Origin of the sequence: Flavobacterium pectinovorum (genome assembly GCF_006438875.1) — a bacterium.
GTDB classification, from domain to species: Bacteria; Bacteroidota; Bacteroidia; order Flavobacteriales; family Flavobacteriaceae; genus Flavobacterium; species Flavobacterium pectinovorum_A.
The window spans coordinates 39,248-62,263 of sequence record NZ_RCZH01000012.1; the positions used below are offsets into that span (position 1 = coordinate 39,248).

Consider the following 23,016-nt stretch of genomic DNA (forward strand, 5'->3'; position numbering starts at 1 on the left):
TTTAGTCGCAGTTTTCAGTTTTCAGTCGCAGTTTTCAGTACTGATAATCTTGAGAAGTTTTATATAAAAAAAGTCCCAATCATTATGATTGGGACTTTTTTTATATTCACATTTCAGCAGAAAACTGCGACTGAAAACTGCGACTGAAAACTGAAAACTACTTTATCTTCTTAAATAATTTTGCTTCTTCAGAGAAACGGGTTAATTGAATTGCCGGATTTCCAAAAAGAGAAAGTTCCGCTTTATCTCCAACCGCTAACGAAATTGTAGTTTCAGCCAAAATACTTCCAACAGAGTAACTTTCGGCAGTAACATTTGCATCTTTTAAGGTGAATTTTGTTCCTGTAAATATTGAATTGTTATCTAAACGTATTGTCGCTTTTTCGGCAATTCCCTCAATAGTAGCATTAGATTTTTGATACAAATCACATTTGAATTTTATTGCTGATACTAATGATTTAACAACAGCATATTTGCTCAATTGTAAACTTGCATCTTCAGATTTTAAATTCAATTCCGTTTTTGATTTATCATCAGCAATTAAAGTGAATTTTTTTGAATTTATATTTAGGAATAATTTAGAAAAATCAAAACTATTAAACGTGATATCATCCAGTTGAACTTCCTGAATAGCATAAATGACAGCATCATTTTTAGCAATTACGTTCTTTAATGAACTCGTGTATGTAATACGTATGCTAAGTTTTTTAAAGATGGTACTTTCTTTTGAAGTATATAAGCGAAGTGTTTTATCTCTTAAATCCATTCCAATGATATCGTGTAGATTGTCATCGGCTTCAATTTTAATTTCGTTTTTCTCTCCTTTTTCCAAATAAACTTCCAGATTGTCATCGGCTTCAATACCATCAAATTCTCCTACTTCTTTCATTGAAGTAGTAACAATTTTAGAGCCTTTTATTTTTTCTCTTTTTTGAGCGAAAGTTAATGTTGTAACCAGTAATAGTAGAAGTAGAGCTGCTTGTTTTTTCATTAATTCTAGATTTGATTTTGACAAATATAAAAAAATCATCCACTGTTAATGAATGATTTCTTTTATATTTAACACATAAATAAAGTTTAGCCCTGACTGATGCTTCCTCCTGAACTAGAAGTTTTTTCGATTGTTTTAGGAGCATTGTTGTAATTAATGCTTCCGCCACTTGATGCACCGGCTTTCAAACTCACAATTGGGTGAACTTCCATATTTCCTCCGCTTGAAACATCTGCTTCAATTGCGTTTGCCATTAATTTTCCGGCATTAACACTAGAACCGCTTGACGCTTTTGCTACAGTTTTCAATGCTTTTCCTTGAATCGTAATAGAACTTCCGCTGCTTGTAATGCAGGAAATATTATCTGATTCTACATTTACATCCATCGTTGCGGCACTTGATGTTTCTAATTCAATATCTTGTCCCTGAATAACATTTTTACTCGATACAGATGCAGCGCTCGAAGCGTCTATTTTATTGATAACAGGCATTTTAACCGTTACCCTTTTTTGTGATATATTGCGGAAAGAATTGAATTTACATCTAATTACCAAAGTTCCATTTTCAACCTTTGTTTCAATTTCTTTTTGCAAATTGTCATCCGCTTCTACTATAATTTCAGTCGAGTCAGATTGTACAATAACTAAATCGATCGCATTGCTCACTCTGATATTTTTAAAATCTCCCTGAACAATTCTTTTTTCGGTTGTTACCTTTCCGCTGCCTTCAATCGTATTCATGTTAAAATTACAAGAGGCAAATAATAATGCAGTAATCGTGATAACAATTAATTTCGTAATATGAATGATTATTTTTATCATGGCTTAGTTAATTTTGATTATAACTCCGTTTTTATCAGTGGTTAATTTTCCTGATGTTTTTTTTCCGTTAAGGACTTCTTTTCCATTTATTTTAATCGATACTTCTTTTACAGTATCGTTGTCCATTGTATTGTCTTCGCTGTTATAGTCCATATCATCATGGTCATTTTCATCTGCAGGACAATTCAGGCATTTAATTTTTGATCCTTCAACTTTGTAGTTATAGTTTCCACTAAAGTGTAAGTTGAAAAAATCATCATCAGAATCATCATAATCCTGAACAGAAGAATCTGGTTTAAACAATTGTCCTTCTGGCAAGTACAAATATACATCAACTTCCTGTCCTCTAAATTTGTTTTTTACATCTGTCAAAAAGTAATTATCAAGAACCAAATGATTCCCTGTAATCTCATATTTGTAATTGATTTTTTCGGCTCTTTGTCTCGCATTTACAAATGAATTTCCTCTCGCGCTTTTCTCTATTTGCAAGTAAGCAGTAGCATTATCAGTGTGTAAAACATGTAAACGAACATCAGTAGAATAAATCAATTGATTGTTGGCAGAATCCTGAACAAATTCAAAATCACTGTGTTGATTCAGGCTTTTAGCGTAATAATCATTGTATCTGAATTTTACATAAAGCGTATCTGTTGCACGAGCGCTAATATCTTTTTTCTCAATTGTTTTGTTGTCATAAGAAAGCTCAGTCGCTTGTTTGATTCCAACACTAATTGCAATTGCAATAGCAATAATCCAGATTGCCAACAAAGTATATTTTGTTATGTTTCCAATTGATTTTAAGTTTGGAGATAACAATTTGAAACCTAAAAGGGTCAAAAAGAAAAACGGAATTCCAACAGCAAAGAACATCAATAAACCAAATGACCAAATAGGATAATCTGTAAAGTTTCCGGCTTCGATAAAGTTTTGCCAAGGAAAATCAATAAAGATATTAGTTCCCAAAGTAAAAACTCCAATCAATAATCCGATCAAAACACTAATCCCTGATATGATTAAGATTACTCCTAAAAATTTTGCAAAGATTTTAAAAACCGTCATTACAAAGTCTCCAAACGAGCTACTTATTCTCTCAGCTCCCGACTTTACCTGGTTTCCCATTGCATCATAATCTGCATTTTTAAATTTATTAGATAATGATTCAATTTCTTCACGAACTTTTTTCTCAATGTTCGAAATCGTAACCGGTTCTCCGGTCATTTCAAGTTTCTCAGAAGTTGTAATCGCTTCCGGAGTTACAATCCAAAGAACAAAATATGCTAAAATACCAGTTCCAAAACCTGCAAAAACAAATATTAAGAAATTGATTTTTATCCAAACAGGGTCAATTCCAAAATAATGACCTAAACCTGTTGCAACACCACCAATCATACCTTTTTCTTTATCGCGGTATAATTTTTTATGTTTTCTGGTTGCATTATTAAAAGACTGATTAGATCTTTCTTCGTCTTCAAGAATATAATCTTCAGGTTGCCCCATCACTACAATCACTTCATCAACATCTTTCAATCCCACAACATGTTTGTCGCTTTTTTGTTTCTCTGTTAATAATTCAGAAACACGCATTTCGATATCTTTAATAATTTCATCCTGACCAGATGAGTTGTTTAGTGATCGTTTTATAGCGTCAAAATAGCGTGTCAATTTTAAATATGCGTCTTCATCGATGTGAAAAACCATACCGCCTAAGTTAATATTTACTGTTTTGTTCATGACTTATTGATTTTGATTGGTGATTAGATTTACGGCGTCAGACAATTCTGTCCAGGTTCCGCTAAGTTCGTTTAAAAATGTTTGTCCTATTTCGGTTAATCCATAATATTTTCGTGGTGGCCCAGAGGTCGATTCTTCCCAACGATAATTTAGCAAACCGTCGTTTTTCAGCCTAGTCAAAAGCGGGTAAACTGTTCCCTCAACAACTAGTAATTTTGCGTTTTTCAAAGTGTCTAATATTTCTGATGTGTAAGCGTCTTTTTCTTTCAATACAGATAAGATGCAAAACTCAAGAACACCTTTGCGCATCTGTGCTTTTGTGTTTTCAATGTTCATAATTTCATTTTGTTTTTTTTAGATTGAACAATTCGTTTTTTGATTGATGATGATTGATTGATGATTGTTTTTTTTGAAGCTATTTCCTGCTATCCGTTTCAATCTTTTATGCCGAACACCGGCACAAAAGGATTTCCACTACTATCAGGGCTAGAACTCCTCTTTATCTATAACTTTTAATTTTTTATGTCACACTGAGCGAAGTCGAAGTGCTTCATAATATTGATTACTTTATAAAAGGAATCGTAAGCGGATATTTATACAATTCTCCGTTTGAAGCTTTTATCGAAGCATAAATCACTAAAAAGAATTCAACAAATTTCATTACTCCAAAAAGCACTACCGCTGTCGCTCCAATACTTAATAATCCAATATTTCCTTGAAAATTAATATTTCTGATATAGAAATCGTCGTTGTTAAAAACAGCTTCCATTGGAAGATTTTGAAAAATAACAGCAATAAAAATCGGAATTGCGATCAAAGCCAAAATCAAAGAGTAAAGCAATATGCTTAACTGAAAATTCAGCGTTTGTTTTCCGTGGTGATTTACAAATTCTGATTTGTCTTTGTAACTCGTCCAGATCAATATTGGGAAAATATAATTCCCAAACGGAATGATATATTGACTTAAAGTACTTAAATGTGTGAACGTTGCAGTGTTCTTTTCTGATGTTGTTTCCATGATGAGTGGTGTTGTTGTTTCCATGATTAAAAGTATATAGTATTTTCTTATGCAAATATATGGCTAAAAGACAGTATCTTGTTTTGCATAGTACTAATTATTAACAAAATTTTAACAAGTTTGAAATTTAAAAGTAAACTATAATGAACTGAAAATCATCGTTAAGCTTTGATTTTATTGGATGTTTAGGAAAGTAATTGTAATTTATTGTGCGCGCATAGTTTTTTTGTATTTTTACATAAAAAAATAAATATCATGGCAATATCAGTTTCTAAACTCAACAAATTTGTATTATTCAAAATACCATCGGCATACATTTGTGGTGTACGTGTAAAGGCAATCGACGAAGATAGATGCGTGGTAAGCGTAAAACACAGATGGATTAATCAGAATCCTTTTAATTCGATGTACTTTGCAGTTCAGGCAATGGCTGCCGAATTAACAACAGGAGCTTTAGTGATTTCTCAAATTCAGCAAAGCGGAAAAAAGATCTCAATGCTGGTTGCTAATAATAAAGGTAACTTCACAAAAAAAGCAACCGGAAGAATAACATTTGTTTGTAACGACGGACATTTAATTGCCGAAGCTATTCAAAGAACAATCGCAACAGGTGAGGGGCAAACCTTCTGGATGAAATCTATTGGAACAAATGAAGAAGGTGTTCAGGTTTCTGAAATGGATTTTGAGTGGAGTGTAAGATTGAAATAGTTTTTAAAAGGTTTTTTGCCACGAATTCCACGAATTTTCACTAATTAGAAATGCTTAATGCAGTTTGTAAATAAAAAATAATTCGTGCTAATTCGTGGAATTCGTGGCGAAAAAATATAAAAAAAGGTCTCAAATATTTGAGACCTTTTACATTTAATAAATGTTGAGATTATTTTTTAGCGCAACATTTTTTGTCTTTTTTGTCAGCTGTTTTTTTGCAGCAAGATTCCTTTTTGGCAGGTTCTTTTTTAGGAGCTGGTTTTGTGTCTTGTGCTTGTACACCAATTGTAAATAATGCGATTGCTAAAACGGCAAATAATTTTTTCATTTTTGTTATAATTTAATTGTTAGGTATTCTTCATTTTTTGATTGACGATCGTGTTTCAAATATAATACGATTTAGTGTTGGAAATTGTCAACAATAAGTTAATGATTTATAAATGACCTATATTACACAATCCAGCCATCTTCTATTTTATCAATAACCCATTTATCTTTTACTTTTTTAATATAGATTAGATAGCCGTATCCGCACATATCACCACATTCAATTCCTACAGTAAGTACACCATATTTTTTTTTATCATCAAATTGAATTCTGCTCAGGATTATTATACCTCGTATAGAATAGCAACATTCATTATAAAATCTTCTGTCGTTTCCGCGAGGTATTCTAGGAACATATTTAAGGTGAAAGGCAGTATAGGCATCTAATTTTTTTCTGTTTAGTTTATATTCGAGTGTATCTGTATTATTGTTTTTTGATATTACAGCATCTTTAAAATGCTCCTGAAGTTCTTTAGAATTGTCTCTTACAACCACTTTATCAAAAAAAATAAGATCAACAGGAAATTTCTTTTGTTTAAATTCTGCTAGTTCTTTATTAAATCGCTTGTTTGATTCATTTCGCCGATTCAATTTATATTCGGACGGATCTATTCCTGGCGGTGCAGGCGGAACATAAGTTAGCACAGCATTTACCCAAATAGAATCAATAAGAGCTGGATAAACCTCATACATTACATCTTTTTCAAATTGTAAATCTTTCTCTTTTTTATTGCAGCTAGTAATCAAAGTGATAAACAATAATAATATAGCTGTTCTAAAAAGGTTTTTTAAGAAAAGAAAATTCCATCTTGATTTCTTAGTTTTAGTCACTTTCTCATAAGCATAATTATAAATTCCAGTTCCATCATCGTATAATTTCGGATTACAATTAAAAGATTCTAGAAATACAATAAGTCCGGTTATTCCTCCATATGGATAAGAATATGCATCATATATAAGTGTACCTCGATTATTGGTGGTCTTTTTTAAATCGATATATTCTATTTCATAATTTATAGATAATAACTCAATAAGTGAATAGAAATGCCAACTTAGATTAGTTTCTTTAGCTGTTTCAAAATTTGGTTTTAAATCAGATTTAGAGAAAATGAACTTTTCTAAACTACATTTAGGGAATGTTTCAATCCAAAATTTATCATCTCTTTCAATAGAATTATTTTTAGAATCTTTTATAATTTTGAATGTATCTTTTAGATCTTCAAAATTTGTTTCATTTGTAAAATCGAATTCTATATAACAATATTGATTTTCCATAATTAAGCTCATTAAAAAGTTTTAATTGTTCTTTTAAAGGATGAATTAAACTTTTTTTAGCTAATATATAATTTATTCCCTGCTAAAATCCGTTTTTTTTAGACACACTTTTGATATGAACTTAAATTACTTACATGGTTTAAAAACTTTTTAATAATTCAAATTCACTCCAAAACCAACTCCCATATCACTATCATAATGTGTCGTGATCCCAAAGTTTCTGGCTACGATATATTTTAGACCAGCCATATATTCTTTATCGGTATTCCACATTAAATTCATTCGCAAACGTCTGGAAAGCGGAATATCTTTTCTTTCAAATTGTACTCTCACATTACCATCGGTATAAACCTCAACTTGTGCTTTTACAAGCATTGGCAGCGTATATTCCATACCGGCACTAAAAACCGAACGATTGTCTTTCGTATTCTTTTGTCCAAACATATTTTGTTCCTGTTCGTCCATTCCCATTTTTCTGTAACGCCAGTCAAAACCTATAAAAGGCATAAACCATTGCATTTTGCCAATATAACGGCCAATATGCGTTTCGGTTTCATAACCGTGTTCATTGTTATAACCCAATCTCCATTCAGTTCCAATGCTCCAACGGGTGTTACCTAACATTGCTTCACCATCGTTTCCGTTTGTGGCAAAATCATTTTCAACCATAAAATGAAACATACGATCGTCCATTTTTAGCATTTTATACGCCATTTTAGGATCATGAATCAACGGATTCGGTGCTGAATTTTCATAACTAAAAATACGTCCCATTCCAGCCATCATGTGATATAAAATATGACAATGAAAAAACCAGTCACCATCAGCATTTGCCTGAAATTCGATTGTATCGGTTTCCATTGGCATAATATCAATTACATTTTTTAGCGGAGAATACTCGCCATGTTCATTTATGATTCTGAAGTCATGCCCGTGTAAATGCATTGGGTGACGCATCATCGATCCGTTGTACAAAACAATCCTGACGTTTTCCCCTTTTTTGATTAAGATTTTATCCGTTTCAGAAATCACTTTATTGTCTAAACTCCAAACATAACGGTTCATGTTTCCGGACAATTCAAAACGTAATTCTTTTACAGGAGCGTCTTTTGGTAACGTTGTTTTTGTTGGCGATTTTAGCATACCATAATTCAGAGTTGTTATTTGGGCAACTTCTGTAGTATCGCTTGACATTTTCATATCGTCCATTTTCATGCCATCCATGTTATGATTAGAATGATCTTCGGCTTTTACAGATTCATCTTCTCCTGAAATTTCAGGATACATCACAGCATTCATGTCCATTTTGTTAAGAGACATTTTCATACCCATATCATTCATTTCGCCGTTCATCTTCATCATATCATTCATCATTTTCATACCTTCAAAATATTTCAATTTTGGAAGATGAGAAACGGGTTGCTTAGTTCCTTCGCCTAAAAACAAAGAAGCTGATCCGGTTCTGTCCTCGGCTGTAGCCAAAAAAGCGAAGGATTTATGATCTTCTGGAATCGTAACTACAATATCATACGTTTCAGAAACAGCAATAATCAATCGGTCGACTTCTACAGGTTCAACATCGTTACCGTCGCTGGCAACAACCATAATTTTTCCGCCGCCATAATTTAGCCAGAAATAACTTGAAGCACCTCCGTTTGCAATTCGCAATCGGACTTTATCACCAGCTTTAAATTGCGAAAGCTGATCTTCGTTTTTCCCATTAATCAAGAATTTTTCATAATAAACATCACTTACGTCCATAGCATTCATACGTTTCCATTCGTTGGTGACTTTTGTCGAAAATTGACCATGTTTAATGGCCTCGGCATAACTTTGCGTTGTTCCTTTTTTTATGGCAAACCAATCGTTGGCATTGTGCAGCATTCGCTGAACATTCTCCGGTTTTAGATCTGTCCATTCGCTTAAAATGACTGGAATCGTCGGTAAATCGTCAATTCCTTTTCTAAAAGTCGTATCGTCTTTCTTTTTGTTGATAATGAAAAGTCCGTACAAACCAATTTGTTCCTGCAAGCCCGAATGGCTGTGATACCAATAAGTACCATTCTGAATAATCGGGAAAGTATATTTGTGCGTTGTTCCGGGTTTTATTGGCATTTGAGTCAAATAAGGAACTCCGTCTTCTTTATTGGGTAAAAATAATCCGTGCCAATGCAGTGCCGTATCCTCGTTTTTTAAATCATTATGCACATAAATTTCCGCAATATCCCCTTCCGTAAAAGTCAATGTTGGCATCGGAATTTGTCCGTTAACGCTGATTGCGCGTTTTTCTTTTCCGGAAAAATTGACAATAGTATCGCGAACGTGTAAATCATAACGAACTACTTTTTGAGCCTTTGCAGTAAAGACAATCAAAAAGGAAATAAGAATAGTATATAGTCTCATAATGATTTTTTAAAGGTTTAGATTTCTCAATCGCAAAGCATTTACAATTACCGAAACCGAACTTAAACTCATCGCCAGCGCCGCCAACATCGGCGAAAGCAAAATCCCGAATACCGGATATAAAATCCCTGCTGCAATTGGAACGCCTAATATATTGTATATAAAAGCAAAAAATAGATTCTGTTTGATATTTTTCATAACCGAAAAACTTAGTTTTTTAGCTTTTACGATTCCGTTTAAGTCGCCTTTTACAAGCGTAATTTTAGCACTTTCGATGGCAACATCAGTTCCGGTTCCCATTGCGATTCCTATATTCGCTTGTGCTAAAGCAGGGGCGTCGTTGATTCCATCACCCGCCATCGCTACGATTTTACCTTCGGCTTGCAAACGCTGAATTTCTTTTAGTTTATCTTCTGGCAAACAATCTGCTTTAAACGAACTTAGATGCAAATGATCTGCAACCGCTTTGGCAGTATTGCCATTATCGCCTGTCATCATAATTACTTCAACTCCCTGATCGATTAACTCCTTTATGGCTTTTGCACTGTTTTCTTTTATTGCATCTGTAATCGCAACATAACCTAAAATAAATTTATCGACTGAGATATAAGAAACCGTTTTACCTAGATTTTGTTCGGCAACAATCTTGTTTTCAATATCCTCAGAAATCGAAGCACCAATCTGAATCATTAGTTTTTTATTTCCTAATGCCACTTTTGAGTGGTTTACAGTTCCTATAACTCCTTTTCCGGCGATGGCTTCAAAGTCAGGAACTTCAAGTAACGTTTGATTTTTAGCTTTAGCGAAATTAACTACGGCTTGCGCCAAAGGATGTTCGCTATGTTGATTAAGTGAAGCGATGTTTTGCAATAAAATATCTTCGTTATTATTAACCGAATAGATTTTTTCTACAGATGGTTTTCCTTCGGTAATAGTTCCGGTTTTATCAGTGATTAAAACATCGATTTTACTCATGTTTTCCAGCGCTTCGGCGTTTTTTATTAGTATTCCGAATTGCGCTCCTTTACCCACACCAACCATAACCGACATTGGAGTTGCTAATCCTAAAGCACAAGGACAAGCAATAATCAATACCGCAATGGCATTAATTAATCCGTAAATGTAAGCGGGTTCCGGACCAAATTTTGCCCAGACAAAAAAGGTGATTATTGAGATAATAACAACCGTTGGCACAAAATATTTTGCTACTCGGTCCGCTAATTTCTGGATTGGAGCTCTTGAACGGCTTGCATCATTTACCATTTGAATAATTTGCGAAAGCAAGGTTTCTGAACCTACTTTTTCGGCAATCATCACAAACGATTTTGTTCCGTTTATAGTTCCTGCAATTACGTTATCGCCTGTTTTTTTATCAACCGGAATTGGTTCTCCCGTTATCATGGCTTCATCTATACTGCTTTCTCCAGTGGTGATTTTCCCGTCAACCGGAATTTTTTCTCCTGGTTTTACACGTAATAAATCTCCCTTTTTAATATTGTGAATAGAGATTACTTTATCATTTCCGTTTTCTACCAAAGTTGCTTCGGTTGGAGCCAATTTCAATAATGCTTTTATGGCTCCGTTGGTTTGTCCGTGCGCTTTGGCTTCTAATAATTGTCCTAATAAAACCAATGTTATGATAACCGTTGCAGCTTCAAAATAAAGATGAATGGTTCCGTGATGTGATTTGAATTCAGAGGGGAAAATATTAGGAAAAAACATTCCCGCAATACTAAATAAGAAAGCAACTCCGGTTCCAATGCCAATTAGCGTAAACATATTCAGATTCCAGGTGATAATTGATTTATAGGCACGAACAAAAAACATCCAGCCAGCATAAAAAAGTACCGGAATCGAAAATAAGAACTGAACCCAATTCCAACTTTCAATAGACATTATAGTATATAGAGGATTATTCGGAATCATTTCTGACATCGAAATAATAAAGATTGGAAGCGTAAACAGAATCGCAATCTTCATTTTCTTTAATAAGTCAGTATAGGTTTTGTTTTCTTCCGATTCAGAAGCTTGCATCGGAACCAAATCCATGCCGCAAATTGGACAGTCGCCAGGTTCGTTCGACACGATTTCCGGATGCATCGGACAGGTAAATTGTGTAGCGTTTATAGCAACTTCGGGAACTAAGTCCATTCCGCAAACTGGACAATCCCCAGGTTTACTGTATGTTTTGTCGCCTTCGCAATGCATCGGGCAATAAAAAACTCCGGTTGTATTATGATTATGAGTTACAACTTTTTTTTTATGTTCATGACCATCATGACTGTCTTTCTTCTGACTTGAACAACATGATTTAACAGCAGGTTCTTCGGTCTTTTTAGAAGAAGTCATCTCAATAGTATATTTTCCGGCTTCGGTTAAGGCTTCCTGAAATTTTTCAGTCGGAACATGTTTTTCCATTGTTATAGTTGCCAATGGAGGATTTAAAGTTACTTCTGCCTGAATTCCTTCAATCGTATTCAAAGTTTTTTCGACTTTTTTACGGCAGCCATCGCACGACATTCCTGAAATTATATATTGATGAGTCATTGTTTTTGTTTTTAAAGTATTACAATGCAAATTTCCGAAGTAATGATTGCTTCGAGTTGTATAATTTTGAGAATGATTTGTAAGATTTATAAAAATGTTTAATTACAGCGGTCTTTTACAAAGTTTTTTAATAATCTCGCAAAGGCGCTAAGTCGCAAAGTTTAATGCCACAGATTAAAGGATTTAAAAGATTAAAAAAATCTGCTCGATCTGCTAAATCTGCGTGAGAAAAAAACTTTGCGCTTTGCGACTCTTTGCGCGAAATTTACTTTTTACAAATTCTCATTTTAATACGTATAAATTTAACCATATTTTAGTTCCGATTTGCATCGTAAGAAAGCAGCATGATTTTTGTATCTTTGTAGTGATAAAATTTAAGATTATGACAACTATAACCATAAACGAGCGAACAAAAGCGGGCAAAACATTGCTTGAACTTGCAAAGTTGTTAGCTGCTACAAATAAAGGTGTCAAAATAGAGGAAGATGAAAGTCCGTACAATTCTGAATTTGTTGAAAAAATAAAAAAGATAGAGGCAGATTATAATAGTGGAAAATCTAAGAGTATAACACTCGATCCAAAAGATATATGGGGAAGTTTAGGATTGAAGTAACGGCAGAAGCTCAAATACATATTTCTAAGCATTTAAAATCAGGTAATCAATCCAGTATAAAAAAGATTGCAAAGATATTAGAGGAATTAGCTGAAAATCCATTTGAAGGAGTTGGAAAACCTGAGGCATTAAAACATGATCTTTTAGGATTATGGTCAAGGGAAATAAATAAAAAAGATAGACTTTTATATAGAGTTAAAGAAGAAATTGTAACTGTTGTTGTAATCTCAGCAATGGGACATTATTCAGATAAATAAAAAACGTGCTAAATCATTAGCACGTTTTTTTATAAAATCAATTCTAAATTATCTGAAAAAAAGTCTCAAGGTTACATCGACGTTAATGTTTCAGATTAAACTATAAAAATCTGCTTAAATCTGTAGAATCTGCGTGAAACAAAAAAACTTTGCGAGCCCTGCGTAAATCCTTGCGACCTTGCGGTTAAAAAAAAACTACAGATTCTCAATTTGAATCCGTTTTTTATCTTTCAATTGTTTGAAGTAAGTAGGAGTAAAGCCTGTAACTTTTTTAAACTGATTGCTTAAGTGCGCTACATTACTGTAGTTTAAAATATCAGCAATTTCGCTTAACGAAAGTTCATTGTAGATCAATAACTCTTTTACTTTCTCTATTTTTTGGCTGATAAAATATTTTTCGATGGTCGTGTTTTCAATTTCAGAGAATAGATTACTTAACGTGCTGTAATCCTGATTTAGATTTTCGACTAAATAATCAGACAAATTAACTTTGAGATCATTGTTTTTATGATGAACCAAATCAACAATAAGAGTTTTGATTTTCTCGATTGCTTTACTTTTTTTATCATCAATAAAATCGAAACCTAGCGCTTGTAGATTTTTAAGTAAAACTTCTTTTTGAATATCAGCAATTGGATTTTGTAGTTCGACTTCGCCTAATTCAACAGAAATAGTTTGAAGTCCGAGTTTTTCAAACTCAGACTTCACAACCATTTTACAGCGACTACACACCATGTTTTTGATGTAGAGCGTCATATTTATTTGATAGTTTCTACGACATTTCCGCAAGTAAGCATCGATGAACCATAATACGGATTTTTAACTGCTTTTTCTTTGCTTAACCAATCAGCATCAGCCATTGGGCAATATTGTTTGTAGACAACGGCATCAGATTTTGAAACTTTAATTAATTCGTAAGTACTTTTTGAAAGTGATTTAAAAGTTTCGCGTTGTTTTTTGATATCAGTGCTAGCCGAAATACTTTTTGCGTCGGCAGTTATTTTTTTCATGACTTTCATCCATGCAGTATGTTCGTCACTTTTTAATTTATCCATTTTTACTGCGGTAATTGCCGTCAATAAATCTTTGGCTTTCGCCGAAGTTAATTTTGCATCGCTTTTAATCAATGCATCTTTTACATTAAAATAAGCATCGTAAACAGTTTGCAACTGACTTGAATCAGCAATCTCAATTGGAGTTGTTTCAGTTTTTATTGTATTTGCCTGAACGAAATTTGCAGAGAATAATACTGTAATTACTGCTGCTATAGTTGAAATTGAATTTTTCATTTTATGTGATTTTATAGAGAATGTATTTTTTCTCTAAGTTAAATAATTTTAATCTTTATCGGAAGTTATTGTCTCGCAATCCCGATAGCTATCGGAAGCAAAGCATATTATTTTTTCTTTGTGACTTAGTGCCTTTGTGGCAAAACCCAACTATGGCTGTCAGAAATACGGTTATTTTATTTTAGGCGGTAACCAAATCGAAGTAAAACCAGCAGAAACACTGGCGGTTTTATGGTCTAAAGTTGTTTTCTCAGTAGAGAAATTGAACAAGTTATTATCAAAATCAAATTCATTTACTGCCATCAAACTAAACGAAAGCCCGGAAGTTGTACAGCCGGAATGATCACATTTTCCGCTGCAGCCGTGTTGGTCTTTTTTAGAATCGTGATTTTTCGTGCAGCAATCTTTCTGACAAGAATCTGCTGTTTCTTTTTCTGAAACTGTTTTCTTTTCACACGAAGTTTTTTCTTCAGCTTTTCCACAAGCATAACCCGAATTGGACATCAAAAAGAAGCCAAGAGTTACAAAAAGGAATAGTATGTGGAATTTTTTTGACAATGAAATTAATTTTAGAAATACAAATTTAGATATTTTTTTTAAGAGCTGCTACATATTTAAGATTTCCAATTTTAAGTTTTCTTAAAATCTGTTGGCTTCATGTTTTTTCTCTTTTTAAAATAGTTTGACAAATGGCTTTCATCGGTAAAACCAAATTCATAAGCAATTTGCTTAATCGGTAACTGATTGTTGTGAATTCGTTTTTCGATTAAAGTCGTTCTCAGATTATGAATATAATCACGATAATTAATGGTAAAAGTTCTTTTGAAGTAAGCGCTAAAATAAGTTTCAGCTATATTAAAATGACTCGCAATAACTTTAATCTGAACTAATTTAGGATTGTATATATTCTGATGAATATATGAAGTGATTTGCTCGTTGTCGATAGAATTTCCTTTAATGACAAGATTCTGACCGCGCATGGTTTCTTTGATTAATCCAAAAATAGAAAGAATTTGGTAAAATACAATTGGTGAAGTCGAAACATCGGTTTTGCAATTATAAGCGGCAATATTTTCGATCGTATTTCTTAATATTGTTTTGCAGGGATCATCCAATTTAAGAACTGTTTCTTTGAGTGTTTTATCACGCATGAAACTTTCCGGAGTATGAATTAAAAATTCGTCACAAGTAAGATTCTGTTTTGAATTAAAATAGTTGTCGGTGAACTTAATATAAAAGAAACGCGTACTTTTTTTAATATCAAAATAATGTTCGTCTTCCGGTGAAATCACAAACAGATCTCCCGATTTATATGGTAATAGGTTGTTATTCAGATGATGAACTCCGATCCCTTTTTTGATATAAATAATTTCATAATACGTATGCGTGTGTGGCGGAAGGTGAAATTTCTCATCTTCAAATTCATCAATAACCAATGTCTTGAATTGATTTAATATTGGCATAGCATAAATTTACAAGTTTATATCGCAAATGTACAACTTTTTTCACGTTTAACAGCGTTAACTTTGCATCATAGAAAGGCTATTCCTTTCTTACCAAACAAAATGAAAAAAAGTCTTATTGCACTCTCATTAGGAGGTTTAACAATTGGTATTACCGAGTTTGTTATGATGGGTTTGTTGCCGGATATTGCCTCAGATATGAAAGTTTCGATTCCGGTTGCGGGATATTTAATTTCTGCTTACGCACTTGGCGTTGTAATTGGAGCACCTTTATTAGTAATCTTAGGGAGAAACTTAGCTCCTAAGAAAATGCTTTTAATATTAGCTTTGATGTTAACTGTTTTTAATGCGCTTTCTATTATTGCACCTACGTATAATTTTCTGTTCGCATCGAGATTCCTTTCGGGATTACCGCACGGCGCCTTTTTTGGAGTTGGAGCTGTAGTCGCAAGCCGATTGGCAGACAAAGGCAAAGAAGCTCAGGCAATTGCTATTATGTTTTCGGGTTTAACGCTGGCTAATTTAATTGGTGTTCCAATTGGTACTTATATAGGGCATAATTTTATATGGCGTTACACCTTTATCTTAATTGCAATTGTAGGTATGCTTACGTTTTTGTTTATTACTTTATGGATGCCAAATCTGGAGAAAAGCGGAAATGTAAATATGAAAACGCAACTGCTATTTTTTAAGAAAACAGAAGCCTGGCTGATTATCGGAATTACTGCGATTGGGTTTGCAGGATTATTTGCCTGGATTAGTTATATCGCGCCTTTATTAACGAATGTTTCTAAGTTCTCGGCTGAAGATGTTTCTTATATTCTGATTCTGGCAGGACTTGGAATGGTTGTTGGAAATTTTGCCGGCGGTAAATTAGCCGATAAATTTTCTCCTGCACCAACCGTATTGGCTTTATTATTTGTAATGTCGATCGATTTAATTTTAGTTTATCTGTTCTCTTATAATCAATATATCTCTTTGTTTTTGACATTCTTAACCGGAGCAATTTCTTTTTCAGTTATCGCACCTATTCAGATGTTAATGATTAAAACGGCTAAGGGTGCTGAGATGATTGCTTCGGCAGCACTTCAGGGAAGTTTTAATATTGGGAATGCTTTGGGAGCTTTCTTAGGTGGATTACCATTGGCAGCTGGTTACAGTTATGCTTCTCCAAATCTTATTGGCGTAGGAATGGCGATTACCGGTATGATTATCACTTTTGCTTTAATGCAGAAACATAAAAGCAATTTGCAGTTACAGAATGCTTAAAAAATAATATTCTTTCATCGGGAACATTACATCGGTAGAAAAAGAATGTTTCGCGATTTGATATCATCCCTTAGCGTAATGTTAAGTTAAGGGGAAATCTATAAAACTACTTAACAGTTTAATCAAGAAAGTAATTAGAAAAATCTGTTTTTATCAGCGTTTTATTTTGACGCGGATAAAACAGATTTACTTCGTAAAAACGCGGATAAAAACGGATTTGATCTGCAATAATTTTATTTTTTAACAGCTTAACTTAATGAAATTGCTCTTAGGGATGTTTGATGATTGTATGTGCATATATAATATTGGTTATGAAACAAACGTTCCTACGGAACGTAAAAAAAGCGCATTATGACTGGTTTTACCAATGAGATGTTCCGATGGAACAAAAACTGTTTACAATATTTCATCAGATTGTTTTTTTTATATTCTGATTATTAAAAAACAAAAAATCATATTTATTTTTGTTCCATCGGAACATCTCATCGGTAGAAAAAGAATGTTTCGCGATTTGATATCATCCCTTAGGGATGTTTGATGAATTGTATGTGCATATAATATTGGTTATGAAACAAACGTTTCTAGGGAACGTAAAAAAAGCGCATTATTATTGGTTTTACCGATGAGATGTTCCGCTGGAACAAAAATATTGTTTACATACAAAAGCCCTTAAACCTAATTTGGTTTAAGGGCTTTTTTGTGTTTATTATTGATTGGTTAATCTTTTTTTTAGCGTGAATTTATCTCTTCTCAAATTTGAATAGGTAAAATCATTATTCATTTTCTTTCTTAAAATTATTTTCTTCTTTTTTGATTCGGCACACTTATTTATTCCTACTATTAATTTTGCAATATTTATTTATGTAATCGATTGTTTTATCTGAAAAAGTGAAGTAAATGTATATTCTATAATAATATATTTAATATTTATTAGTGTTATAAATTGCATATGTAATAGAAATAAGTGCTTTTATTTTTGATATATAATTTTATTTATGAAATTTTTAGGAAAATTAATTTTTTATATAAAAAAAATATCTATGTTTGTGTAATCGATTACAATATTGCAATTGTAAGAGATGTAGTAATCTCAAAATATCATTTGAGGGACGGAAGAAGTAGACTGCTACTACAAAATTGAGATTTTAAATCGGAAATAGGAGCTTTTATAAAAAGAGTAAAAAATATACAAACAACGATATAACCAATTAGTAATTAAAACAATTAACCATGAATTTTAAAGATTTATTTAATAAAGGAGCAAATTGTTCTTTTGCAGTTGTTTTCTTATTGTGCCTGCTAACGTGCAATCGTATGAGCGCACAAAATTTAGCAGTTGAAGGTACTGTTAAGGATGCTGCAGGATTGACTTTGCCAGGTGTTAATATAATTGAAAAAGGAACTAAGAATAGTGCTTCTACTGATTTTGACGGGCATTATAAAATAAAGCTGACGAATGCGAAAGCGGTATTGGCTTTTTCATTTATAGGGTTTCAAACCAAAGAGATAGCTGTAGCAGGTAAAAGTAAACTTGATATTAATTTAAGCGAAGATTCACATGCGTTAAACGAAGTAGTAGTTGTTGGATATGGATCCGTAAAAAAATCAGATTTAACCGGTGCTGTTTCTTCAATCTCCGGAAATGACCTGAAGAAAATTCCGGTTTCTAATATTGCCGAAGCTTTAACGGGAAGAATAGCCGGAGTTCAGGTTACTTCTAGTGAAGGTTCTCCTGACGCTGATATTAAAATTAGAGTTCGTGGCGGTGGATCGTTAACGCAAGATGCCTCACCTTTAATTATAGTTGATGGTTTTCCGGTGAATAGTATGAGTGATATTGCTGCTTCAAATGTTGAATCGATGACCGTATTAAAAGATGCTTCTTCGACTGCAATCTATGGTTCCAGAGGAGCAAACGGGGTTATTATTATTACGACTAAAACCGGTAAAGATGGAAAAATGGCAGTGAGTTTTAATATGTTTTATGGCATGAAAACAATGGCTAATGACATAGAGGTTCTTCCTGTTGATGATTTTGTAAAGTGGCAATATGAATATGCTTTACTTAGCCAAACAGATAAAACTATTTTGAGTAACCCAAATTCTTATACAAAGTATTTTGGAAACTGGCAGGATCGCGATTTATATAACGGAGTAAAAGGAACAGACTGGCAAAAGCAAATTTATGGTCGTCGTGGCGAAGTAAATAGCCGTGATTTAGGGATTCGTGGCGGAAATGAAAATTTAAGCTACAACTTTAACTATGCTTACTATGATGAAAAAGCAATTATGGTTGGGTCAGATTTTAAAAGAAACAACTTGTCATTGGCGTTGAAAAATAAAGCAAGTGATAAAATTGATCTTGCTTTTACTGTACGTTATTCTGATACAGAAGTTAATGGTGGTGGTGCAAATGAACAAAACGAAGTTTCATCGCTTGATAGCCGTTTGCGTCATAGTGTTGGTTACTCTCCAATTCCAATGCCGGGATTAACGACAGATAATGATGACCAAAGTGTTAACAGTTATTTGGTGAACCCTTTTTTAGCAATATCAGATAATGCGCGTCAGCAAGCCAAGAAAAATTACAATTTATTAGGAAGCTTTGGATGGAAACTTGCTCAAAATCTGAAGTTTCAAAGTGATTTAGGTTTAGATAATTATAATTATTCAGATTATCGTTTTTATGGTTCCTCTACTTATTTTTCAAGTACTGCAAAAGTTGGAGCAGGAAAACCTGCTATGGTAATGAGCGATCGTAAAGATGTACGTTTTAGAAATGCCAATACCTTCAATTATGATTTTAAAAATCTTCTGGGAGTAAATCATCATTTAACCGCTCTTTTAGGAGAAGAAATGATCACTACTACATCAAACAATAATACTACCACAATGTTGAATTATCCTGATTTCTTTGATTTGGATGATGCAAGGAAATTGACCACTCAGGGAACACCATTTTCAGTGGATAATTTTTACAGTCCTGACGATAAATTATTATCATTTTTTGGACGTGCAAATTATGATTATAAAGATCGCTATTTATTGACTGCTTCTTTTCGTGCCGATGGTTCAAGCAGATTTTTGGGTGATAATCGTTGGGGATATTTTCCAGCAGCAGCGGCAGCGTGGAAAATTTCTGAAGAAAGCTTTCTTAAAAATACTTCATGGCTCAATCTTCTTAAGTTGAGACTAAGTTATGGTGAAGCAGGTAATAATAATATTCCGGTAGGGCAAACAGTTCAAAGTTATATGTCGAGTACCAACTCTTTCATAGATGGTTTTGGCAGTTATTGGGCTCCATCGAGTGTTTTGGCAAATCCAAATTTGAAATGGGAAACTACTGTTACACAAAATTTAGGTCTTGATTTTGGATTTTTTAAAAATCGTTTAAACGGAACTTTTGATGTATATAAAAATGTAACGCATGATTTGCTAATAGAATTTCCGGTAGGAGGTACAGGATATAAGACTCAATATAGAAATATGGGTGAAACTCAAAATACCGGTTTTGAAGCTACTGTGAATTTTATCGCATTTGAAAGAAAGAATTTTGGTTTGAATTTTTCTGTGAATGTTGGGATTAACAAAAACAAAATCAACTCTCTTGGCGTAATGGACAATTTTGGTGTAAATACCAATTGGGCATCTACTGATATTGGGAATGATTATGCTGTAAATGCAGGTTCTTCAATGGGATTAATGTACGGTTTTCAAAGTGCAGGACGATATGAAGTTTCTGACTTTGATTATGTTGGAGGAAAATATACTTTAAAAACTGGTGTCGCTGATGCAACAAGTGTTTTGGGAAGTGCGGTACAACCAGGTATGATGAAATTAAAAAATACGGATGGTTCTGCAGATAATAAAGTTACGGCGTCAGATCAAACGGTTATTGGAAACGCTAATCCTAAAAGTACAGGAGGTTTAGTTATTAATGCCAATGCTTATGGCTTTGATCTTTCTGCTGCTTTCAACTGGACTATCGGGAATGATATCTACAACGCAAACAAAGCAGAATTTTCTACAGCAAACAGAAACGGACAATATAAGAATTTAAGTACTGAAATGGCAGATGGCAAGAGATGGACGAATTTAGATCCTGCTTCAGGACAATTAGTGACAGATCCTACTGGTTTAGCCGCTTTAAATGCCAACACGACAATGTGGTCTCCGTATATGCAAAAATTTATGTTTACAGACTGGGCTGTAGAAGATGGTTCATTCTTTAGATTAAATACGTTGACTTTAGGATATTCTACACCAGAAGCATTGACGTCTAAATTGGGAGTAAGCAAGTTAAGGTTCTATTTTACGGCAACTAATGTTTTTATAATTACAAATTATTCCGGTCCTGATCCTGAGGTGTCAACAAAAAGAAAAACACCGTTAACGCCTGGAGTCGATTATTCAGCATATCCACGCAGCAGACAATTGGTTTTTGGTTTAAACCTTAATTTCTAATTTAAAATTTATCAAAATGAAATATAAAGTAATAATAGCAGGATTAATTATCTCAGGTTTATTGACTTCGTGTCAGGATTTTGGTGAAGATTTCTTTGATACTCCTGCGCAATCAACATTAGGAGATGAGATTATATTTTCTAACGCTGAACTGGCAAAAGGTGCTGTTGATGGAATAAAAGTTTCATTTGGAGAAGAGCAGTCCTATAGAGGAAGGCTTTTGGCTTATCAGGGATTGAATACGGATACTGAGTGGCTTTTAGCATCTTCCAGTGAAGGCGCAAAATCAGATTTAGTAGTCTATAATGCCAGACCTGATAATACAGAAATGAACTCGCCAAAAAATGCCTGGGCAATGATGTATGAAGGAATCGAACGTGCCAATTTGTGTATTAGAGGTTTGCGTACTTATGGCAATGTACAATCGAATAAGCAACTAGCACAATTGTTAGGAGAAGCATTAACATTACGTGCCATTTATTATGCTGATTTGTTAAGAAACTGGGGAGATGTTCCTGTTCGTTTTGTTCCAGTTGTTACCTCAACTATTTATATCCCTAAAACAAATCGCGACGAAACTTACAAGCAATTGATCGCAGATTTAGCCGAAGCTTCAACTTTAGTTGGATGGCCAAATGAAACTTCGGCAACAAATAGTACAGAACGTATAAATAAGGCTTTCGTAAAAAGTTTTAGAGCTCGTCTGGCTATGATGGCAAGCGGATATCAACAATATCCTGACGGAGTGAGACGAAGCATAGATCCGGAACTTTCAGTAGCAAAGATGTATAGATTGGCATTAGACGAATGCCGCTCCGTTATTGGCAGTGGTTCTGCACATCTAGAACCAACTTTTGAAGGATTATGGAAAAAATACAATCAGGAAATTGTAACAGCGGGAGGAGAGTCTCTTTGGGAAATTCCATTTGCAGATACACGAGGAAGAATGCTTTTTACCTTGGCAGTTAAACACGATACTTCAGACCAGTTTCAACAAATGGGAGCTAGTAAAGGCGGAGTTAATGGAGCATTGCCATTTGTTTTTTATGATTATGATCAAGCAGATACCCGTCGAGATGTGACCTGTGTTCCTTATAAATGGGGTACAGCAGTAAGCGGTAAAGCAAAGCAGGAACTTACAGATTTACAAACGTGGTATTTTGGAAAATACCGTTTTGAATGGATGAACCGTATTGTTACTGCTCCAAACGACGATGGTTTAAATAAAATTTATATGCGTTATGCCGAAGTACTTTTAATTGCTGCAGAAGCTGCTAACGAATTAGAAGGTCCGGGAGCGGCTGCAGGTTATCTAAAAGAAATTCGACGTAGAGCTTTTGCTTCAGCAGATCAGGCGGTAAAAGTAGATGCGTATGTAGATGGATTGACAAGTAAGGCTGCAATGCTGAATGCTATTGTTGAAGAAAATAAGTATGAATTTACAGGCGAAATGGAACGTAAATATTCTCTTATCAGATGGAATTTATTAAAAGCAAAATTAGACGAAGCTAAAGTTAAAATGGCCGATTTGAAAGCACGTACAGGTGATTATCAGGATGTGCCTTCGACTTTGTATTACAAATATGAAGATGATGGAATCACATTAGATATTTATGGTTTAAACCGAGGTGAAAATCAGGCTCCAACAGGTTATACTTCTAAAGCTTGGGATAAATTGGAAGACAATAAAATAACTACTTTATATAAAGCCGGAGTAGATCCTGATAAAAGACAATTTTGGCCAATCTGGCAAACATTTATTGACAATAGTAATGGTCAATTAGTAAATAACTGGGTTATCGGAAACTAATAAAAATCAACAAATAAATTATAGTTATAT

At 33.7% G+C, this 23,016-nt stretch carries 19 protein-coding genes; 6 read left to right on the forward strand and 13 right to left on the reverse strand.

Annotated features, from left to right (window positions below; all coding sequences use genetic code 11):
• Positions 1–157: 157 nt before the first annotated feature.
• From EAH81_RS17430 to EAH81_RS17450, 5 genes are all read right to left on the reverse strand, one after another.
• Entirely contained in the window at positions 158–991 is an 834-nt protein-coding gene (locus EAH81_RS17430) for a GIN domain-containing protein (RefSeq protein WP_241676582.1), read from the reverse strand.
• 86 nt (positions 992–1,077) lie between these two features.
• On the reverse strand, positions 1,078–1,812 hold the full coding sequence (locus EAH81_RS17435) for a head GIN domain-containing protein (RefSeq protein ID WP_140509467.1): 735 nt from the start codon (positions 1,810–1,812) through the stop codon (positions 1,078–1,080).
• A 3-nt stretch (positions 1,813–1,815) separates the two neighbouring features.
• A complete protein-coding gene (locus EAH81_RS17440) occupies positions 1,816–3,543 on the reverse strand; it encodes a PspC domain-containing protein (RefSeq protein WP_140509469.1) in 1,728 nt (575 codons plus the stop codon).
• Positions 3,544–3,546: 3 nt separating this feature from the next.
• Positions 3,547–3,879, reverse strand: a complete 333-nt coding sequence (locus EAH81_RS17445; RefSeq protein ID WP_008464689.1) for a PadR family transcriptional regulator — start codon at positions 3,877–3,879, stop codon at positions 3,547–3,549.
• Positions 3,880–4,105: 226 nt separating this feature from the next.
• Complete coding sequence (locus tag EAH81_RS17450) at positions 4,106–4,585, reverse strand: DUF4870 domain-containing protein (RefSeq protein ID WP_140509471.1); 480 nt, start codon at positions 4,583–4,585, stop codon at positions 4,106–4,108.
• Between the two features lie 231 nt (positions 4,586–4,816).
• On the opposite strand from EAH81_RS17450, the gene EAH81_RS17455 reads away from it, so the two are divergent.
• The gene (locus EAH81_RS17455; RefSeq protein WP_140509473.1) at positions 4,817–5,269 is read left to right on the forward strand and encodes a DUF4442 domain-containing protein; all 453 of its coding nucleotides are present in this window, start codon (positions 4,817–4,819) and stop codon (positions 5,267–5,269) included.
• A 169-nt stretch (positions 5,270–5,438) separates the two neighbouring features.
• On the opposite strand, the gene EAH81_RS27490 is transcribed toward EAH81_RS17455, so the two are convergent.
• The 4 genes from EAH81_RS27490 to EAH81_RS17470 all read right to left on the reverse strand — a co-directional run bounded on the left by EAH81_RS27490 (position 5,439) and on the right by EAH81_RS17470 (position 11,821).
• On the reverse strand, positions 5,439–5,597 hold the full coding sequence (locus EAH81_RS27490; RefSeq protein WP_161595826.1) for a hypothetical protein: 159 nt from the start codon (positions 5,595–5,597) through the stop codon (positions 5,439–5,441).
• A 122-nt stretch (positions 5,598–5,719) separates the two neighbouring features.
• Positions 5,720–6,871: a hypothetical protein gene (locus EAH81_RS17460; protein ID WP_140509474.1), complete on the reverse strand. Its 1,152-nt coding sequence runs from the start codon at positions 6,869–6,871 to the stop codon at positions 5,720–5,722.
• 150 nt (positions 6,872–7,021) lie between these two features.
• Complete coding sequence (locus tag EAH81_RS17465) at positions 7,022–9,274, reverse strand: multicopper oxidase family protein (protein WP_140509476.1); 2,253 nt, start codon at positions 9,272–9,274, stop codon at positions 7,022–7,024.
• A 9-nt stretch (positions 9,275–9,283) separates the two neighbouring features.
• Positions 9,284–11,821, reverse strand: coding sequence for a heavy metal translocating P-type ATPase (locus tag EAH81_RS17470; RefSeq protein WP_140509478.1), 2,538 nt, complete (start codon positions 11,819–11,821; stop codon positions 9,284–9,286).
• Positions 11,822–12,203: 382 nt separating this feature from the next.
• Between EAH81_RS17470 and EAH81_RS17475 the strand changes: the two genes are divergently transcribed.
• Entirely contained in the window at positions 12,204–12,434 is a 231-nt protein-coding gene (locus EAH81_RS17475; protein WP_140509480.1) for a DUF2683 family protein, read from the forward strand.
• Entirely contained in the window at positions 12,410–12,691 is a 282-nt protein-coding gene (locus EAH81_RS17480) for a Txe/YoeB family addiction module toxin (protein WP_140509482.1), read from the forward strand. Before EAH81_RS17475 ends, EAH81_RS17480 begins: the two co-directional genes overlap by 25 nt.
• 195 nt (positions 12,692–12,886) lie before the next feature.
• Here EAH81_RS17480 and EAH81_RS17485 read toward each other — a convergent pair whose 3' ends face one another.
• The 4 genes from EAH81_RS17485 to EAH81_RS17500 form a co-directional block, all read right to left on the reverse strand.
• Positions 12,887–13,405 carry a helix-turn-helix domain-containing protein gene (locus EAH81_RS17485; protein ID WP_241676583.1) on the reverse strand — a complete coding sequence of 173 codons (519 nt, stop codon included), beginning with the start codon at positions 13,403–13,405 and terminating at the stop codon, positions 12,887–12,889.
• Positions 13,406–13,449: 44 nt separating this feature from the next.
• Entirely contained in the window at positions 13,450–13,980 is a 531-nt protein-coding gene (locus EAH81_RS17490; protein ID WP_140509486.1) for a DUF3347 domain-containing protein, read from the reverse strand.
• Positions 13,981–14,151: 171 nt separating this feature from the next.
• Positions 14,152–14,538 carry a hypothetical protein gene (locus tag EAH81_RS17495; protein WP_241676584.1) on the reverse strand — a complete coding sequence of 129 codons (387 nt, stop codon included), beginning with the start codon at positions 14,536–14,538 and terminating at the stop codon, positions 14,152–14,154.
• Between the two features lie 71 nt (positions 14,539–14,609).
• Positions 14,610–15,443 (reverse strand): AraC family transcriptional regulator, encoded by an 834-nt coding sequence (locus EAH81_RS17500; RefSeq protein ID WP_140509488.1) that lies wholly within the window; start codon positions 15,441–15,443, stop codon positions 14,610–14,612.
• Positions 15,444–15,545: 102 nt separating this feature from the next.
• Here EAH81_RS17500 and EAH81_RS17505 point away from each other — a divergent pair, with 102 nt between their 5' ends.
• From EAH81_RS17505 to EAH81_RS17515, 3 genes are all read left to right on the forward strand, one after another.
• Positions 15,546–16,712, forward strand: a complete 1,167-nt coding sequence (locus tag EAH81_RS17505) for an MFS transporter (RefSeq protein ID WP_140509490.1) — start codon at positions 15,546–15,548, stop codon at positions 16,710–16,712.
• A gap of 1,230 nt (positions 16,713–17,942) precedes the next feature.
• The gene (locus EAH81_RS17510; protein ID WP_140509492.1) at positions 17,943–21,176 is read left to right on the forward strand and encodes a SusC/RagA family TonB-linked outer membrane protein; all 3,234 of its coding nucleotides are present in this window, start codon (positions 17,943–17,945) and stop codon (positions 21,174–21,176) included.
• 16 nt (positions 21,177–21,192) lie between these two features.
• A complete protein-coding gene (locus EAH81_RS17515; RefSeq protein ID WP_140509494.1) occupies positions 21,193–22,986 on the forward strand; it encodes a RagB/SusD family nutrient uptake outer membrane protein in 1,794 nt (597 codons plus the stop codon).
• The last annotated feature ends 30 nt before the right edge of the window (positions 22,987–23,016 follow it).

Bases quoted from the DNA above. Each gene is read 5' to 3' on its own strand.
- EAH81_RS17430 (WP_241676582.1), bottom strand. From the start codon at position 991: ATGAAAAAACAAGCAGCTCTACTTCTACTATTACTGGTTACAACATTA.
- EAH81_RS17435 (WP_140509467.1), bottom strand. From the start codon at position 1,812: ATGATAAAAATAATCATTCATATTACGAAATTAATTGTTATCACGATT.
- EAH81_RS17440 (WP_140509469.1), bottom strand. From the start codon at position 3,543: ATGAACAAAACAGTAAATATTAACTTAGGCGGTATGGTTTTTCACATC.
- EAH81_RS17445 (WP_008464689.1), bottom strand. From the start codon at position 3,879: ATGAACATTGAAAACACAAAAGCACAGATGCGCAAAGGTGTTCTTGAG.
- EAH81_RS17450 (WP_140509471.1), bottom strand. From the start codon at position 4,585: ATGGAAACAACAACACCACTCATCATGGAAACAACATCAGAAAAGAAC.
- EAH81_RS17455 (WP_140509473.1), top strand. From the start codon at position 4,817: ATGGCAATATCAGTTTCTAAACTCAACAAATTTGTATTATTCAAAATA.
- EAH81_RS27490 (WP_161595826.1), bottom strand. From the start codon at position 5,597: ATGAAAAAATTATTTGCCGTTTTAGCAATCGCATTATTTACAATTGGT.
- EAH81_RS17460 (WP_140509474.1), bottom strand. From the start codon at position 6,871: ATGGAAAATCAATATTGTTATATAGAATTCGATTTTACAAATGAAACA.
- EAH81_RS17465 (WP_140509476.1), bottom strand. From the start codon at position 9,274: ATGAGACTATATACTATTCTTATTTCCTTTTTGATTGTCTTTACTGCA.
- EAH81_RS17470 (WP_140509478.1), bottom strand. From the start codon at position 11,821: ATGACTCATCAATATATAATTTCAGGAATGTCGTGCGATGGCTGCCGT.
- EAH81_RS17475 (WP_140509480.1), top strand. From the start codon at position 12,204: ATGACAACTATAACCATAAACGAGCGAACAAAAGCGGGCAAAACATTG.
- EAH81_RS17480 (WP_140509482.1), top strand. From the start codon at position 12,410: ATGGGGAAGTTTAGGATTGAAGTAACGGCAGAAGCTCAAATACATATT.
- EAH81_RS17485 (WP_241676583.1), bottom strand. From the start codon at position 13,405: ATGGTTGTGAAGTCTGAGTTTGAAAAACTCGGACTTCAAACTATTTCT.
- EAH81_RS17490 (WP_140509486.1), bottom strand. From the start codon at position 13,980: ATGAAAAATTCAATTTCAACTATAGCAGCAGTAATTACAGTATTATTC.
- EAH81_RS17500 (WP_140509488.1), bottom strand. From the start codon at position 15,443: ATGCCAATATTAAATCAATTCAAGACATTGGTTATTGATGAATTTGAA.
- EAH81_RS17505 (WP_140509490.1), top strand. From the start codon at position 15,546: ATGAAAAAAAGTCTTATTGCACTCTCATTAGGAGGTTTAACAATTGGT.
- EAH81_RS17510 (WP_140509492.1), top strand. From the start codon at position 17,943: ATGAATTTTAAAGATTTATTTAATAAAGGAGCAAATTGTTCTTTTGCA.
- EAH81_RS17515 (WP_140509494.1), top strand. From the start codon at position 21,193: ATGAAATATAAAGTAATAATAGCAGGATTAATTATCTCAGGTTTATTG.